This window comes from Burkholderia sp. ABCPW 11 (assembly GCF_001523445.1).
Lineage (GTDB): Bacteria > Pseudomonadota > Gammaproteobacteria > Burkholderiales > Burkholderiaceae > Burkholderia.
On record NZ_LOVM01000041.1, the window covers coordinates 25,166 to 40,415 of the forward strand.

A 15,250-nucleotide genomic window follows, 5' to 3' on the forward strand; every position below is an offset into this window, starting at 1 on the left:
GGAAAGAATGTCTCACGTTTTCGAAACATCGTTTCAAGAGTTTAACCGGCAACGATGTTTCGCGCAGTCTCTCAGGTTCTAGCACGGCCCTCGGAATGGCTAGAACTTTTTTAGCGCCACGGTCTCCGTGGCGCTTTTTTTTGCCCGTTTCCGACTGTTCGCCCGGACGCGTCAGGCCCGTATTATCCCCCGATCGCCGTAAACGCCCGTCTGGGCCAATTTCGTGGCTGCTTGCACGCGGGGTTGACGTCGCTTGCACGAGATCCCCACGCGCAAAAAAAAGCGCGATGCCCGCAATGGGCATCGCGCGTGAAACGGCGTGGAGCGCCGACGAATGAACGGTGATGAAGAAAAGAAGCCTGGCCAGGGGCGTCCGGCCAGGCGCCCTGCAAGGAGCAACGCCCCTCGCGCGCGGCCCGTCAGCCCTTCGCGAGCTTGATGCTGGTCTGCTCCGCAGTCAGGTAGCCGACGCTCGCGCCGAAGCGATCCTTGTAGTTCGCGCGCACGAGCGGGTCGAGGGTCGGCTTGACCTTGTCGTGCAGCGGCGATTCCCAGTCGCCCGCGTGCTGGAAGTTGCTCATGATGTAAGTCCAGCCGTTGATCTCGTCGACCGCGTGCAGGCCTGTCGATTCGGCGCCCGCCGGGCACGACAGCACGCGCGCGAGCGACTTCGTGTCGACGTTGTAGGCCCACAGGAAGTTGTTCACGTGCATGCCCGAGTCTTCGCCGATGAACAGCGTGCGCAGCTTTTCGGAGAACTTCAGGTTGTCCGGATTCGCGATCTTGTCCGGGTTCGCGAGGTTGCCGAGCGCGTCGGCCGCGGCGAGATCCTCGCCGACGAGCGCGGCGGGCGCGCCCATGTCGACCGGCACCCATTCGCTGTCGATCGCGCCGCCCGTCGTGTCGCGCTGGCCGCCCTTCAGGTTCAGCGCATAGACGGCGCCCGCGGCGATCTTCTTGTCGACCGCGACGTCGCGCGACACCGCGTTGCCCTTGACCATCGACGTTTCGATCCGCGACATCGCCGTGTAGACGATCTTGTCCTTCGCGTTCACGGTCGTGCCTTCGAGCTTCGTGAACGCCATGCTGCCGCCGAGCAGCGCCGCGTAGCGGTGCGTCTCGAGGAACGCGGCGGCCTTTTCCATCCCCGGCTTCACGCGCATCCAGTTGAACTTGCCGCCGAAGTGGATCTTCGTGTAGCTCGCATCGTTCGGATCGGCGGTCGCCAGGTCCATGATGTCCGACGCCTTCAGCGTGTTCGCGAGCGTTTCGATTTCGCTGCTGGTCGCATGGCCGATCTTGATCCACGTGAGCGTCGCGGTGCCCGCGCCCGCGGACGACGTCTGCGTCCACTTCGCGACGTACAGCGTGCCGGCCGACAGGTCGGCCGCCTTGTCCGCGACGAACATGAACAGGCCGCCGTTGGTCGCATCGTCGCCCATCATCACCGTGCGCTGGTCCGGCATCACCTGGATCAGCTCGTGCGAGATGCGGCCGAGGCAGTAGTGCTTCTTCACCGTGCCGGTGCCGTCCGGATTCACGGTGATCTCCGGCAGATGGCCGTAGTGATACGGATTCGCCTTCGTCTCGTCGCCGAACGTGTTCTTGCTGAACGCCTTGAACTGCGCGTCGGTCGCGGCCTTGGTCGCATCCGGCTCGTATTCCTCGCTCGACAGGTGCGTGCCCCACGGCGACAGGCTGGCGCCGCAGGTGATCCACAGGCCGTGCGCCTTCGACGTGTCGACGTTGTGGTACTTCACGACCTTCAGCGCGCCGGTGGCCGGATCCTGGTCGAGCGTGAGCACGGCGATCGGCGACGGCAACTGGCCGTACTGCGACGCGCTGGCCTGGTCGCGCGTCGCGTATTCGAACTGCACGACCGCGAACACGGTGTTGCCCTTCACGCCGGGCACGTTCGCGTTCTTCAGCGTCAGCAGCGAGCTGCCGTCCGGGCAGTCCGAATAGAACTGGCGCTCCTTGCCGGCCACCGAGCGATCGATGATCGGCTGGTTGTTGATGTCGTAGTAGCCGCCCGCGAGCGTCGTGCCGCCGTTGCCGTCCGGCACCATGTCGCCCGTCACGAAGAACGGCCGGTATGCGAGCTTGAAGTTGCGCGACGAGCCGTCCGAGAACGACACCGACAGCGTCGAGCCGACCGTCGTCGTGGCCATCGCGGCCGCGTTGTCGAGCGTAGGCGCGGCCATCGTCGAGAATGCCGCCGACGTATAGGCAGCGGCGACCGGGGCCGGCGTCGACGCGGGATCGTCGTCGCCGCCGCAACCCGTCAGCAGGGCCGGCAGCGCGAGGCCGGAAAGGGGAAGCATGGGCGCGCCGGCGAGGATCTTCAGGGCCTGACGACGGGAAGCATTGGGCAACGCGGGCATGTGGAGTCCAGTTTCGGTTGTTGGAAGAATGGCCTTCGCGAAGCAGGCGAGCGGCAAGCTTCGCGAAGGCAAGTTGAAATCTGGACCGAAGTGTAGGGACGCTAGATGAAAGTTTTTTGAATTGGAAACGTAATGAGGTGTCGGGCATCCGTCAGGCATGCTGCGGGATGCCCATCGGATGCTTGCTCGCGCTCAATCGCGCTCGGGCGTGGCCGAGATGCGGTGAATCGACAGGTCGGCGCCGTCGAATTCGGCTTCGCGATCGAGACGCAGGCCGAGGGTCGCCTTCAGCGCGCCGTAGACGAGCGTGCCGCCCGCGGTCGCGATCGCGATGCCGCCGAGCGTGCCGACGAGCTGCGACAGGAACGACACGCCGCCGAGACCGCCGAGCGCCGGCCGTCCGAACACGCCGGCCGCGAGGCCGCCGAGCGCGCCGCACATCCCGTGCAGCGGCCAGACGCCGAGCACGTCGTCGATGCGCCAGCGGTTCTGCACGCAGGTGAACATCGCGACGAACAGCGCACCGGCCGCCGCGCCCGTGACGAGCGCGCCGATCGGATGCATCACGTCGGAGCCCGCGCATACTGCGACGAGGCCCGCGAGCGGCCCGTTGTAGGTGAAGCCCGGGTCGTTGCGGCCGGCCATCCACGCCGCGAGCGTGCCGCCGACCATCGCCATCAGCGAGTTCACCGCGACGAGGCCGCTGATCTTGTCGAGCGTCTGCGCGCTCATCACGTTGAAGCCGAACCAGCCGACCGCGAGCACCCAGGCGCCGAGTGCGAGGAACGGGATGTTCGACGGCGGATGCGCGGCGATGCGGCCGTCCTTCGCATAGCGGCCGTGGCGCGCGCCGAGCAGCAGCACGGCCGGCAGCGCGACCCAGCCGCCGAACGCATGTACGACGACCGAGCCCGCGAAGTCGTGGAACGGCGCACCGAACGCGTGCGTGAGCCAGGCCTGCACGCCGAAGCGCTCGTTCCAGGAGATTCCTTCGAAGAACGGATAGATGAACCCGACGATGATCAGCGTCGCGACGAGCTGCGGGTTGAACTTCGCGCGCTCGGCGATGCCGCCGGACACGATCGCCGGGATCGCCGCCGCGAACGTCAGCAGGAAGAAGAAGCGCACGAGCGCGTAGCCGTTGTGCTGCGACAGCGTGCCGATGTCGTCGAAGAATTCGACGCCGTACGCGATCGTGTAGCCGATGAAGAAATACGCGAGCGTCGACACCGAGAAGTCGACCAGGATCTTCACGAGCGCGTTGACCTGGTTCTTCTTGCGGACCGTGCCGAGTTCGAGAAATGCGAAGCCCGCGTGCATCGCGAGCACCATGACGGCGCCGATCAACAGGAACAGTGTGTCGACGCCGGATTTCAGACCATCCATGCCCTGGCTTCCTTGCGCAAAAAACGGGCAAGGAATGCAAGTATCGAGCCAACCTGGTGAACGGCTGCGTGGAATTGGTGCCCGGATACCGCACGATGCGGTATTCCGGTGAATCGTGCACGCGATCGGGGCGGGACGGATGCCGAAGGAGCGCCCGGTTCTCTGCACGCGTGTGGTGCGGTACGTGCCGAATCGGTGCGTGCGACGATTGGAGTGGTGCGCAATGCCGCGCCGCCGTGCACCGATCTGGCGCGTCAGTGGCGCGCGAACAGCGCGGGCGGCCGACGCAGCCGCAGCGCGCACGCCGACCAGTAGCCGGCGACGGTCGCCAGCCCGAGCGCGGCCAACGCGAGCGCCGCGAAGCCGGCGACGGACTGGCCGTCGCCGTCGGCGCCGAGGATGCCTTGCGCGACGATCAGCGCGGCCGTCCAGAAACCGATCACGGCCTGCGTGAGCAAGCGCGCGCAGGCGATGCGGCGCGGACGCCCGGATTCGGCGAGGCGGCGCGCCGACGGCGCGCGCAGGCTCATGAACAGGGTGGCGGCGAGCAGCGCGGCCAGGGCGATGAGCCAGTCGACGAGGAAAGCCATAACGAGAAAAAGAGGGTACGGAAGAAGCGAATTGAAGCGTGCCCACTTTAGAGGTGTGGCGCCCGCGATTGAATCAGACGAATCCGAAATTGAAAGGGATTTTTAATGGCGGGTCGTCATTGAGCCTGTTCCACAGGCGGTATCATCGACACCGGTCCAACCACGAGGTCGTGCAACGCGCGGCCGGAGATTGCTGATGAACATGAAGACATCGCGGGCGCGTCGCGTGCCCGGGTCCGTGCTGGCGGCCGTGGCCGCCGGCGCGTTGCTGTTGCTCGCGGGCTGCGAGAAGTCCGGCACGCCGGCCGCGCAACCCGATACAGCCGCGAGCGCGGCCGCCGATGCGGCGAACAATGCGGCCAAGGCGCTCGACCAGGTGGCGAGCACCGTCAACCAGCAGATCAACGCGGCGAAGGCGGGCCTCGCATCCGCGGCGTCGGCCGTGCCGCCGTTGTCCGCAAGCGGCCTCGCGTCGGCCGCGCAGGCGCAAATCGACGCGGCGGCGTCCGCCGTCGTCGCGCATGCGGCTTCAGAAGCGGGCGCGAAGATCGCCGAAGCCGGCAAGAAACTCCAGCAGTGGAGCCAGCAGAACGCCGCGGGGGCGAAACCCGCGAGCGGCGAATGACGCGGGCTTGCACGATCCGCAAAATGTAATTATGATAGTTACACATGTCGCCGGCCGCGGGTCGGGCCGGTGTCGCCGAGTGAGTCAGGAATGAATACCAGCAGCCGGTTCGCGTTCGCCGTTCACGTGCTCGCCTTGCTGTCGATGCAGGAAGGCGTGCCGTTGTCGTCCGACGTCATCGCGGGCAGTGTGAATACGAATCCGGCGCTGATTCGCCGGTTGCTGTCGATGCTGGCAGCAGCCGGGCTGACCACGTCGCAGCTCGGTGCGGGCGGCGGTGCGCTGCTCGCGCGCGAGCCCGGCGAGATCACGCTGCTCGACGTGTATCGTGCGGTCGACGATGCGCAACTGTTCGCGCTGCACCGCGAGGCACCGAATCCGGCGTGTCTCGTCGGGCGGCACATCCAGGGCGTGCTGACCGGCTATATCGGCGACGCGCAGCGCGCGATGGAGGCTTCGCTCGCCACGCGCACGTTGGTCGACGTGACGGCCGACATGCTGGATCTGGAACAGCGCACGCAACGAGCGGCGCGCGCCGGCGGGTAAACGGCGGCGGGCGACCGGCAGCGGGGCGACTTGCGGCGGACAACCGACGACGGGTGCCCGGCGGCAGGGCAGGCAGGAAGCCGGACGGCGCGGACGCGCGACGATCGGCGCAACGGGGGCTTCGCCCCGTTTTTTTCGGTCTTATATGTAATTAATGGTGTTACATATTTTTATTTCTGGAGAATCGATATGACGCAACGTTCGTTGAATATCGCGCTGTTCGGCGCCACCGGCATGATCGGCTCGCGCATCGCGGCGGAAGCCGTGCGGCGCGGCCACCGCGTCACGGCGCTTTCGCGCCATCCGGGCGCATCCGGCGACGGCATCACCGCGAAGGCGGCCGACCTGTTCGACGCCGCCAGCATCGCGGCCGCTCTGCCGGGCCATGACGTCGTCGCAAGCGCGTACGGCCCGAAGCAGGAAGATGCGGCGCAGGTCGTCGCGGTTGCGAAGGCGCTGGTCGCCGGCACGCGTCAGGCCGGGTTGAAGCGGCTCGTCGTGGTGGGCGGCGCCGGTTCGCTCGAAGTCGCGCCGGGCAAGCAACTCGTCGACACCGAAGGTTTCCCGGACGCGTACAAGCCGCAGGCGCTCGCGCACCGCGACGCGCTCGGCTACCTGAAGACGGTCGCCGATCTCGACTGGACCTTCTTCGCACCGGCTGCGCTGATCGCGCCGGGCGAGCGCACGGGCACGTTCCGCACCGGCATCGGCAAGCTGATCGTGGACGCGCAAGGCAACAGCAAGATCTCGGCGGAAGATTACGCGGTCGCGTTCGTCGACGCGCTGGAGCAGGACAGCTTCGTGCGCGAGATCGCGACGGTCGCGTATTGAGCGGCGTGACGGCCGGCGGCGGGTAAGCGCCGGCCCGGGTGCGACGTGCAAGCGGCGACGCGCAGCCATTTCAGGCGATTCCGCCCTCGCGGGTGGCGTCGCCTGTTTCATTTGGCGCGCGAAAGCGTCGCATGCATGACGGATCGGTATTTACACCGGTCGACGCAACGAAGCAGTTTTCATATTGTTCTCCGTCGGACAGGATGAATAGAATAAATTTCTATCGACGAGGGAATGGAGAAATGGACGCCATCGATCGCAAGCTGCTGGAGCTGCTGCAGGCGGATGCCACGCTGCCGATCGCCGAGCTGGCGCAGCGCGTGAACCTGTCGCAGACGCCGTGCTGGAAGCGCGTGCAGCGGCTGAAGGAAACCGGCGCGATTCGCGCGCAGGTCGCGCTGTGCGATCCGCGCAAGCTCGGGGTCGGCACGACCGTGTTCGTCGCGATCCGCACGAACCAGCACACCGAGGAATGGGCGCAGCGTTTCACGCAGGCGGTGCGCGACATGCCGGAAGTGGTCGAGGTCTACCGGATGAGCGGCGAGACCGATTATCTACTGCGCGTCGTCGTGGCCGGGATCGACGACTACGACCGCGTCTACAAGCAATTGATTCGCACGGTGCCGCTGTTCGACGTCAGTTCGTCGTTCGCGATGGAGCAGATCAAGTATTCGACCGCGTTGCCCGTGCGCAATCTGGCCGAGCCCGCCTGACGGACACGCCGCCGCGCCGGCGGCGCGGTGTCAGCGGCCGCGCGCGAGTGCGCGTGCGCGCTCGTCGGCCAGTGCGTCGCGGCGCACGAAATCCGCGACGAACGGGCTGGCCGGATGATGGTGCAGCGCGTACGGCGTATCCCATTGCGCGAGCCGGCCGTCCTTCATCACGCCGATCCGGTCGGCGATCGCGAACGCTTCCGCCTGATTGTGCGTGACGAGGATCGCGGTGTGCCCCGTGTGCTTCAGGATGTCGCGCAGCTCGAACGCGAGCCGCTCGCGCGTATCGACGTCGAGATTCGAGAACGGTTCGTCGAGCAGCAGCAATTCCGGCGACGGCGCGAGTGCGCGCGCGAGGGCGACGCGCTGCTGCTGGCCGCCCGACAGTTCGTGCGGATACGCGTCGCCGGAATCGGCGAGGCCGACGAGCTCGAGCATCTGCGCGACGCGCAGGCGCCGTTCGGCCTTCGGCCTGCGCCGCAGGCCGAACGCGACGTTGTCGGCCGCGCTCAGGTGCGGGAACAGCGCGTAATCCTGGAACATCATGCCGATGCGCCGCCGCTCGGGCGGCACGTCGAGCGACGGCGCCGCGACCGGCGTGCCGTCCAGCACGATGCGCCCCATGCGCACGGGTTCGAAGCCGGCGATCGCGCGCAGCACGGTGGTCTTGCCGCAGCCGGACGCGCCGAGCAGGCAGCCGATGTCGCCGCGCGGCAGCGCGAGGCTCAGGCCGTCGACGACGGTGCGGCGGCCGTGCGGCGTGTCGTAGGCGATGCAGAGGTCGTCGAGTTCGAGCAGGTTCACGGTATCAGCCTCCGATCTTGTGGCGGGTGCGTGCAAGCAGGATCACGGGCACGAGCCCGGCCAGCACGATCGCGAGCGCGGCGACCGCGCCTTCTTCATAGGTGCCGCGCGCGGCTTCCGCATACAGCCACGTCGCGAGCGTGTCGAAGTTCAGCGGGCGCAGCAGCAGCGTGGCCGGCAGCTCCTTCATCGCGTCGACGAACACCAGCAGCGCGCTCGTCGTGAGCGCGGGCCGCAACAGCGGCAGATGGACGCGGCGCAACGTGCCGCCGGCCGTCTCGCCGAGCGAGCGCGCGGCCTGTTCGAGCGATGGCGGAATGCGCGCGAGGCCGGCTTCGATGCCGCCGGCCGGAATCGCGAGGAAGCGCACGGTGTAGGCGATCACGAGCGCGGTCGCGGAGCCCATCAGCAGCAGTCCGTCGCGGCCGAGCGCCACGCCGAACAGCCGGTCGGCCGCCGCGAACGGAATCAGCAGGCCGATCGCGAGCACGGTGCCCGGCACCGCGTACCCGAGGCTCGCGATCCGTGTGCACAGGCGGGCAGGGCTCGCACGCGCGCTGTCGCGCTGCGCGCGCGCGGCCCATGCGACGACGAGCCCGCATGCGAGCGTCGCGGCGGTGGCGGCGGTCGCGATCGTCAGCGTGTTCGCGAGCCCCGTCATCAGTTGCGCGGATACGCCGCCGACGAGGTGCAGCCGCTTGCCGGTCTCGACCGCGAGATAGGCGGCCGGCGCGCCGAAGCCGAGCAGGACGGGCAGCCAGCCGAGCGCCGCGGCGCCCAGCGCGGCCGTGCCGGCCAGGCGGCGCGGCGCGATCGGCCGCATGCGCCGGCCGTGCGCGTAGCGCTGGCGGCGGCGCCCGTAGCGTTCGAGCGCGATCATGCCGACGACGATCGCGAGCATCGCAAGGGCGATCTGCGCGGCGCCGGCGAGATCGGAGCGCGTGATCCACGTCGTATAGACGGACACGGTCAGCGTCTGCACGCCGAGAAATTCCGACGCGCCGATATCGTTCAGCGTTTCGAGCAGCGCGAGGCTCATGCCGACCGCGATCGCCGGCCGGGCAAGCGGCACGACGACGCGCCAGAATGTCGCGACGCGGCCGGCGCCGAGTGTGCGCGCGGCCTCGAGCAGGCTCGCGGACTGCGTGACGAACATCGCGCGCGTACTCAGATAGACGTACGGATACAGTACGAAGCCCAGCACGAAGATCGCGCCGGGCAGCGAGCGCAGATCGGGCAGGCGGAACTGGCGCGGGCTGTCGAAGCCGAGCAGCCAGCGGATCGCGCCCTGCACGGGGCCGATCGGATGCAGCAGGTCGAGATACGCGAACGCGACAATGTAGGTGGGCACCGCGAGCGGCAGCAACAGCGCCCAGGTCAGGATCCGGCGGCCGGGAAATTCGTACGCGGTGACGAGCCATGCGCAGCCGGTGCCGACGATCGACACGATCGTGCCGACGCCCGCGAGCAGCAGCAGCGTATTGACGAGCGCCTGCGGCAGCACGAATTCGGCGAGATGCCGCCAGTGCGCGAGATCGGCGTCGAACGCGGCGGCCACGAGCACCGCGAGCGGCGCCGCGACCGCCGCGGCGATCGTCAGCGCCGCGAGCAGCCACAAGCTGCCCGCGCGCGGCTCTCGATAGACGCGGGCAGGCGATGCGTCAGTTGTCAAAGCCGACCTTGTCGACGAGCTGGCTCGCCTGCTTGCGATGCTTCGCGATATCCGCCAGCGGCAGCGGGTCGACCTTCAGCGTGCCGAAGCTCGCGATCACCGGGTCGAGCTTCACGTTCGCGCGCACCGGGTATTCGTAGTTCGCCTGCGCATACAGCGCCTGCGCTTCCGGCGACACCAGGTATTCGAGCAGCTTCACTGCATTGGCCTTGTGCGGCGCATGCTTCGCCACCGTCGCGCCGCTGATGTTCACGTGCGTGCCGCCGCTCTTCGCGTTCGCGAACGTCGGGCGCACGACCTTGATCGCGTCGCCCCATTTGCGCGCATCGCTGCCGGCTTCGGCATGCTTCATGTGGCCGACATAGTACGCGTTCGCGAGCCCGACGTCGCAGATCCCGCCGAGGATGTCGCGCGCGACGTCGCGATCGCCGCCCGTCGCCTTGCGCGCGAGATTCGCCTTCACGCCGCGCAGCCATTGCTCGGTCGCGGCCTCGCCGTCGTGCGCGATCATCGCCGCGACGAGCGCCGTGTTGTACGGATGCTGGCCCGACCGGATGCAGACCTTGCCCTTCCATTTCGGATCGGCGAGATCCTCGTAGCGGAACGCATCGACCTTCAGGTCCTTTTCGACGTACAGCACGCGGTCGCGCAGCGACAGCGCGTACCAGTCGCCGTTCGCGCCGCGCAGGTTCGCGGGAATCGCGTCGTCGAGCGCCTTCGAGCGCACCGGTTGCGTGACGCCGCCGTCGACGAGGTCGAGCAGGTTGCCGACGTCGACCGTCATCAGCACGTCGGCCGGCGACTGCGCGCCTTCCGCCTTCACGCGCTCGAGCAGGCCGTCCTTCACGAACACCGTGTTGACCTTGACGCCGCTCTGCTTCGTGAACGCATCGATGAGCGGCTGGATCAGCTTCGGCTCGCGGGTGGTGTACAGGCTCACTTCCTCGGCCGCCTGGGCAAGCGGCGCGAAGGCGGCCGCAGCCAGGGCGAGGGCGCCGGCGAGCGGCAGCAGGCGGGTGCGCGGATTCGACATGGAGAACTCCGGTGGGGCAGGTGGACGAGGAAGCGTTCCGGAGCGCGCCTGCCGCCCGAACGACCCGGAACATTACAAAATGAAAGATTAGCGATTCTAAATCGAAATGGGAATGATTAACAAACGAAAGCTTGCGGAAAGCGGCGGAGATGCACGGGGCGGGGATCGGCGAACGGGGCGGCGCAGCGCGGGCGCAAGCGCGTAGAATGCCCGCTTCGACGAATTTGACGGAGCCGCACCGACCATGAACGATCAGCGCAAGAAGGACCCTGTCCGCAACGTGAGCATCCTGATCGTCGTGGCCGTGCTGCTCGTGATCGGGACGATCCTGTACAACGCGATTTCGCAGAAGCACGCGTACGACGAGGCCCATCCGGCCGAGGCCGCGAGCGCCGCGTCGCACTGAGCGCCGGCGTGCATGATCGCTGCGCGGCGCGATGGAGCCGTGGGCGAGACGCAGGAAGCAGGAGGAGACGGGGGCGGCGCGACGCGTGATCCATCGCATCGCGCCGGACAGACGCAGGCGCCGAGGCCGGCGCGCCGCATGGAACAATCAGTCGAGCGTCATCGTGACGCAGGGGCGAACTTCGGGCGGATCCGTGCGTAGAACACGGCCGCGAGCAGCGCGAGCCACGCCGCGCCGACATACAGCGCGACGCGCGTATCGTCGAACCAGCCGAGCATCACGATCACGAAGCCCATGAATGCAATCGTCAGCGCGGGCGCCACGGGCCACAGCGGCACCTTGAACTTCAGCGCCGCGACTTCCGCGCCCGACAGGCGGCGACGCATCGCCACCTGCGACAGCAGGATCATCAGCCAGACCCACACGGTCGCGAACGTCGCGATCGCGGCGACCACCAGGAACACGTCCTTCGGCATCAGGTAGTTGAGCAGCACGCCAACCAGCAGCGCGGCGGCCATCACGAGCACCGTGACCCACGGCACGCCGTGGCGCGACGTCGTCATCAGCACGCGCGGCGCCTGACCCTGCCGCGCCATCCCGAACATCATCCGGCCCGCGCCGAAGATGTCGCTGTTGATCGCCGAGATCGCCGCGCTGATCACGACGAGGTTCAGGATCGTCGCGGCGGATTTCACGCCGAGCGCCGAGAAGATCTGCACGAACGGGCTGCCATCGCTGCCGACGCCGGTCCACGGGCCGATCGACATCAGCACCACCATCGTCAGCACGTAGAACAGCAGGATGCGCGCGGGCACCGCGTTGATCGCGCGCGGAATCACGCGCTCCGGGTCCTTCGCCTCGCCGGCGCTCATCCCGATCACCTCGATCCCGCCGTACGCGAAGATCACGACCGACAGCGACGCGATCAGCCCGCCGATTCCGTTCGGCAAGAAGCCGCCGTGGTTCCACAGGTTCGCGAACGTCGGCACGTCGGCGGAATGGCCGAGGTGCATGCCGGTCAGCAGGATCGCGACGCCGCCGCCGACCATCGCGACGATCGCGCCGACCTTGATGATCGACAGCCAGAATTCAAGCTCGCCGAACACCTTCACGTGGCACAGGTTCAGCCCGCAGATGATCGCGACGACGCCGAGCACCCAGATCCATTGCGGGACATCCGGAAACCAGAAGCCCATGTAGATGCCGAACGCGGTGATGTCGGCGATCGCGACGATCACCATTTCGAGCGTGTAGGTCCAGCCGGTGACGAAGCCCGCGAACGGGCCGAGGTTCTCGGTCGCGTAGTGGCCGAACGAGCCCGCGACGGGTTCGCGCACGGCCATCTCGCCGAGCGCGCGCATCACCATGTAGACGGCCGCGCCGCCCAGGAGGTACGCGAGGATCACCGCCGGACCCGCGAGCTGAATCGCGGACGCCGACCCGTAGAACAGGCCCGTGCCGATCGCCGAGCCCAGCGCGAGAAAGCGGATGTGCCGCGCGCTCAGGTGGCGCTGCAAGTTTTTCATCGAGTCTCCGATATCGTTATGCGACGAACCGGGCGAGCGGGGCTGGCCCGATTGGCTCAAGTTGTCTATACAACTTGAATGTGAACGAATGATAACAAGCCGGGCCCGGTGACCGGAATCGGGTATTCCCTGACTGGCGCGGCGAGCGGAACGGCGCTTGGGGCATTCGTGCGCCCGCAGGCGCGGGCCGCGTGGCGCGGGTGGGGCATGCTTCGGGCAATCGTCAAGCCGGAGCGCGCCGATGGCCGAGCCGCGACGTGCGCGGGCCGGCCTGCCGGCGCGGACATGCGGGGTCAGGCGGGCAGGCGGATCACGCTCGCATCCTTGCGGATCAGCAGCGACGACGCGAGCATCTGCTTGCACTGGTGCGCGAGCACCTTCAGGTCGTGCGTGAGCTCGGCGCCGACCGCGTCGGATTTTTCCGCGGACACGACCATCGCATCGAGATCGCGCGTGATCTGCTTCGACGTTTCGAGCTGGTCGGCAGGCGGCGGCTCGCCGGCTTCGGCTTTCTCGAGATTCTCGAGCACGGCGGCGAGGCCGCGCTGCAGTGCGTCGTCGTGGACGAGGCCGCCATCGGCCGCGCATGCGCTGCGAATCAGCGGTGCGGCAGCCGTGATCTGCGCGCCGAGCACGTGCGTCTGCACGAGCAGATCGTTCAGTTCGGGCACGAAGCGCTGGTGCGCCTTCGGCTCGATCATCATCCGCTGGAACGCCTGCCCGAGGTTCGCGAACGCGATGTGCACGTCCTTGCGGGCGAGGCGGTAGCGGTAGTCGTCGTCGAGCGTGCTGGCCGGCGTTTCGATCGCCGCGGCGACGACGGGTACGACGGCCGCGCCGTCGGCGGTCGGCACCGGCGGCGGCGACATGCCGCGCCCGGCGCGCCACACGGCCTCGAAATACTTGCGGGTGGACGTCAGCATGTCGGTGACGAGCTTGCCCATCAGCCGGTATTCCCAGTACGGGAACAGCCGGCTCGCGGCGATCGCGATCATGCAGCCGACCACCGTGTCGATCGCGCGCTCGCCGATGATCCGCATGCTGCCCGGTGCGAGCAAGTGGAACATCAGCAGCACGTACGACGACGTGAACACGACGCTTGCCGCATAGTTGAACAGCAGCAGGCTGTAGCTCATCACCATCGACCCGAACATGATCGCGATCAGCAGGTGCGGCTCCTTCACCGTGTAGATCAGCGCGATGCTCGCCGCGCAGCCGATCAGCGTGCCGATGATCCGCTGTGCGTTGCGCTGCTTGGTCAGCGAGTAGCCGGGCTTCAGGATGATGATGGTGGTCATCACGATCCAGTACGCGTTCGTGAGCGGCAGCAGCCGGCCGATCCAGAAGCCGACCGCCACGGCGATCGTCACGCGCAGTGCATGGCGGAAGCTCGGCGAACGCATGTTCAGGTTCGAGAAGATCAGCAGCGGCGACATGCGGCGGCGCTGCAGGAAACGCGTGAGCGCCTTGTCGATCTTCAGTTCGGTTTGCTGCGGATCGGCATGGCCCGACAGGTTGCGGCGCATCCGGTCGATCAGGCGCGTCGCGCTCCAGATGCGCCGGAACGTCGCGAGCACGGCCGCATACGCTTCCGCGTTGGTGGCCGCGAAGTTCTTCTTGCGCATCAGCTCGATCTCGTACTCGATCGCGCGCAGCTCGGCCTTCACGCTGATGCGCGAATGCGGCGCGCGGTTCTCGAGCACCGCGAGGCCGATCTGCTCGAGATCGGCGGCGGCCTTGCGGATCAGGTCGCGGTAGAAAATGATGAGATCCGAGCCGCCGAACGTGTTGCGCACGAGCGGGTAATCGGTGTGCGCGCCGACGAACAGCTCGTGCAGGTCGACGCTGTTGATGAACAGGTTGTACATCGTCGTGCGGCCGGGGTCGAGCTTGCCGCGCCGCAGCTTCGGCAGGTTGCGCAGCACGATGTCGCGCGCGGTTTCCTGCGTTTCGACCGCGGTGATCTGCCGGGCGACGAGATTGCGGTAGCACTCGTCGAGATCGGCGTCGAGATCGTAGAACTGCGCGCGCGCGAGCAGGTAGTCGGCACAGGCGAACAGGCTTTCGGCCAGCGCCTGCTGCTCGATCCGGCGCGCCTGCCATTGCGACACGAGCGTGGCCCAGTACGTGTACCAGAGGCCGCCCGCGAGAATCCAGCCCGCGTTGACGAACGCCTGCAGCGGCGTGAACTTCTCCTCGAGCGTCATCACCATCATGAACAGCGTCGCGAAGCTGATCTGCGGCCAGCGGTTGCCGTAGACGACGATCAGCGACAGCACGAACGTGAGCGGCACGATCGTGAGCCACAGCGCGAAGATGTTCGGTGTCGCGAGGCCGGTGGCGAGCGCGGCGAGGAAGCCGATCACGCTGCACGCGAGCATTTCGTTGTGCTTGTACTTGAGCGGGCCCGGCATGTCGACGACGCACGCGCCGAGCGCGCCGGTCGAGATCGTGAAGCCGAGCTCCCGGTTATGAAACACGATCAGGCACAACACGGCCGGCAGTGACACGCCGACCGCGATCCGCAGGCCGCCGAAAAAGTACTGGCTGTAGAAAAACTTTCTGATTTCGACCGAATAGCGCATCGATGGGCTGAATGGCAGACGAAGACGCCCGGGGGCGGCGTATTGACTGGCGACGAGTCTATCGTATTTCGCCGCTCGCAAAAGCTGGCTTTCCGGCCGAGGTTCGCGGCGGCGGCCCATTTGCTATCCTTGGTGATCCTGTTCGCCCG

At 67.3% G+C, this 15,250-nt stretch carries 13 protein-coding genes; 5 read left to right on the forward strand and 8 right to left on the reverse strand.

Annotation, left to right across the window (positions count from 1 at the left end; translation table 11 throughout):
* Nucleotides 1-419: 419 nt before the first annotated feature.
* From WS61_RS17420 to WS61_RS17430, 3 genes are all read right to left on the reverse strand, one after another.
* A complete protein-coding gene (locus WS61_RS17420) occupies nt 420-2,384 on the reverse strand; it encodes a PhoX family phosphatase (protein WP_059501842.1) in 1,965 nt (654 codons plus the stop codon).
* A gap of 192 nt (nt 2,385-2,576) precedes the next feature.
* Nucleotides 2,577-3,770: an ammonium transporter gene (locus WS61_RS17425; RefSeq protein ID WP_059501844.1), complete on the reverse strand. Its 1,194-nt coding sequence runs from the start codon at nt 3,768-3,770 to the stop codon at nt 2,577-2,579.
* A 254-nt stretch (nt 3,771-4,024) separates the two neighbouring features.
* A complete protein-coding gene (locus WS61_RS17430; RefSeq protein ID WP_059501846.1) occupies nt 4,025-4,360 on the reverse strand; it encodes a hypothetical protein in 336 nt (111 codons plus the stop codon).
* Between the two features lie 196 nt (nt 4,361-4,556).
* Here WS61_RS17430 and WS61_RS17435 point away from each other — a divergent pair, with 196 nt between their 5' ends.
* The 4 genes from WS61_RS17435 to WS61_RS17450 all read left to right on the forward strand — a co-directional run bounded on the left by WS61_RS17435 (nt 4,557) and on the right by WS61_RS17450 (nt 7,075).
* On the forward strand, nt 4,557-4,985 hold the full coding sequence (locus WS61_RS17435; RefSeq protein WP_059501848.1) for a hypothetical protein: 429 nt from the start codon (nt 4,557-4,559) through the stop codon (nt 4,983-4,985).
* 90 nt (nt 4,986-5,075) lie between these two features.
* On the forward strand, nt 5,076-5,531 hold the full coding sequence (locus tag WS61_RS17440) for an Rrf2 family transcriptional regulator (RefSeq protein ID WP_059501849.1): 456 nt from the start codon (nt 5,076-5,078) through the stop codon (nt 5,529-5,531).
* 189 nt (nt 5,532-5,720) lie between these two features.
* On the forward strand, nt 5,721-6,362 hold the full coding sequence (locus WS61_RS17445; RefSeq protein ID WP_034206850.1) for an NAD(P)-dependent oxidoreductase: 642 nt from the start codon (nt 5,721-5,723) through the stop codon (nt 6,360-6,362).
* A 242-nt stretch (nt 6,363-6,604) separates the two neighbouring features.
* Complete coding sequence (locus WS61_RS17450; protein ID WP_059501852.1) at nt 6,605-7,075, forward strand: Lrp/AsnC family transcriptional regulator; 471 nt, start codon at nt 6,605-6,607, stop codon at nt 7,073-7,075.
* Between the two features lie 30 nt (nt 7,076-7,105).
* Here WS61_RS17450 and WS61_RS17455 read toward each other — a convergent pair whose 3' ends face one another.
* Genes WS61_RS17455 through WS61_RS17465 form a run of 3 tightly spaced genes read right to left on the reverse strand, consistent with a single transcriptional unit; the run spans nt 7,106 to nt 10,584 of the window.
* Nucleotides 7,106-7,879 (reverse strand): ABC transporter ATP-binding protein, encoded by a 774-nt coding sequence (locus WS61_RS17455; RefSeq protein ID WP_059501854.1) that lies wholly within the window; start codon nt 7,877-7,879, stop codon nt 7,106-7,108.
* A 4-nt stretch (nt 7,880-7,883) separates the two neighbouring features.
* Nucleotides 7,884-9,551, reverse strand: a complete 1,668-nt coding sequence (locus tag WS61_RS17460) for an iron ABC transporter permease (RefSeq protein WP_059501856.1) — start codon at nt 9,549-9,551, stop codon at nt 7,884-7,886.
* A complete protein-coding gene (locus tag WS61_RS17465) occupies nt 9,541-10,584 on the reverse strand; it encodes a Fe(3+) ABC transporter substrate-binding protein (RefSeq protein WP_059501858.1) in 1,044 nt (347 codons plus the stop codon). Before WS61_RS17465 ends, WS61_RS17460 begins: the two co-directional genes overlap by 11 nt.
* Nucleotides 10,585-10,828: 244 nt before the next feature.
* Between WS61_RS17465 and WS61_RS33620 the strand changes: the two genes are divergently transcribed.
* Nucleotides 10,829-10,990, forward strand: a complete 162-nt coding sequence (locus WS61_RS33620; protein ID WP_095211769.1) for a hypothetical protein — start codon at nt 10,829-10,831, stop codon at nt 10,988-10,990.
* Between the two features lie 158 nt (nt 10,991-11,148).
* Here the strand turns inward: WS61_RS33620 and WS61_RS17470 are convergent, their stop codons facing one another.
* Nucleotides 11,149-12,516 carry an amino acid permease gene (locus WS61_RS17470; protein WP_059501859.1) on the reverse strand — a complete coding sequence of 456 codons (1,368 nt, stop codon included), beginning with the start codon at nt 12,514-12,516 and terminating at the stop codon, nt 11,149-11,151.
* Nucleotides 12,517-12,809: 293 nt separating this feature from the next.
* Nucleotides 12,810-15,101 carry an FUSC family membrane protein gene (locus tag WS61_RS17475; RefSeq protein ID WP_059501861.1) on the reverse strand — a complete coding sequence of 764 codons (2,292 nt, stop codon included), beginning with the start codon at nt 15,099-15,101 and terminating at the stop codon, nt 12,810-12,812.
* Nucleotides 15,102-15,250: the final 149 nt, after the last annotated feature.

Coding starts and splice junctions, on each gene's coding strand:
- WS61_RS17425 (WP_059501844.1), bottom strand. CDS start 3,770: ATGGATGGTCTGAAATCCGGCGTCGACACACTGTTCCTGTTGATCGGC.
- WS61_RS17435 (WP_059501848.1), top strand. CDS start 4,557: ATGAACATGAAGACATCGCGGGCGCGTCGCGTGCCCGGGTCCGTGCTG.
- WS61_RS17475 (WP_059501861.1), bottom strand. CDS start 15,101: ATGCGCTATTCGGTCGAAATCAGAAAGTTTTTCTACAGCCAGTACTTT.
- WS61_RS17430 (WP_059501846.1), bottom strand. CDS start 4,360: ATGGCTTTCCTCGTCGACTGGCTCATCGCCCTGGCCGCGCTGCTCGCC.
- WS61_RS17420 (WP_059501842.1), bottom strand. CDS start 2,384: ATGCCCGCGTTGCCCAATGCTTCCCGTCGTCAGGCCCTGAAGATCCTC.
- WS61_RS17440 (WP_059501849.1), top strand. CDS start 5,076: ATGAATACCAGCAGCCGGTTCGCGTTCGCCGTTCACGTGCTCGCCTTG.
- WS61_RS33620 (WP_095211769.1), top strand. CDS start 10,829: ATGAACGATCAGCGCAAGAAGGACCCTGTCCGCAACGTGAGCATCCTG.
- WS61_RS17445 (WP_034206850.1), top strand. CDS start 5,721: ATGACGCAACGTTCGTTGAATATCGCGCTGTTCGGCGCCACCGGCATG.
- WS61_RS17450 (WP_059501852.1), top strand. CDS start 6,605: ATGGACGCCATCGATCGCAAGCTGCTGGAGCTGCTGCAGGCGGATGCC.
- WS61_RS17465 (WP_059501858.1), bottom strand. CDS start 10,584: ATGTCGAATCCGCGCACCCGCCTGCTGCCGCTCGCCGGCGCCCTCGCC.
- WS61_RS17470 (WP_059501859.1), bottom strand. CDS start 12,516: ATGAAAAACTTGCAGCGCCACCTGAGCGCGCGGCACATCCGCTTTCTC.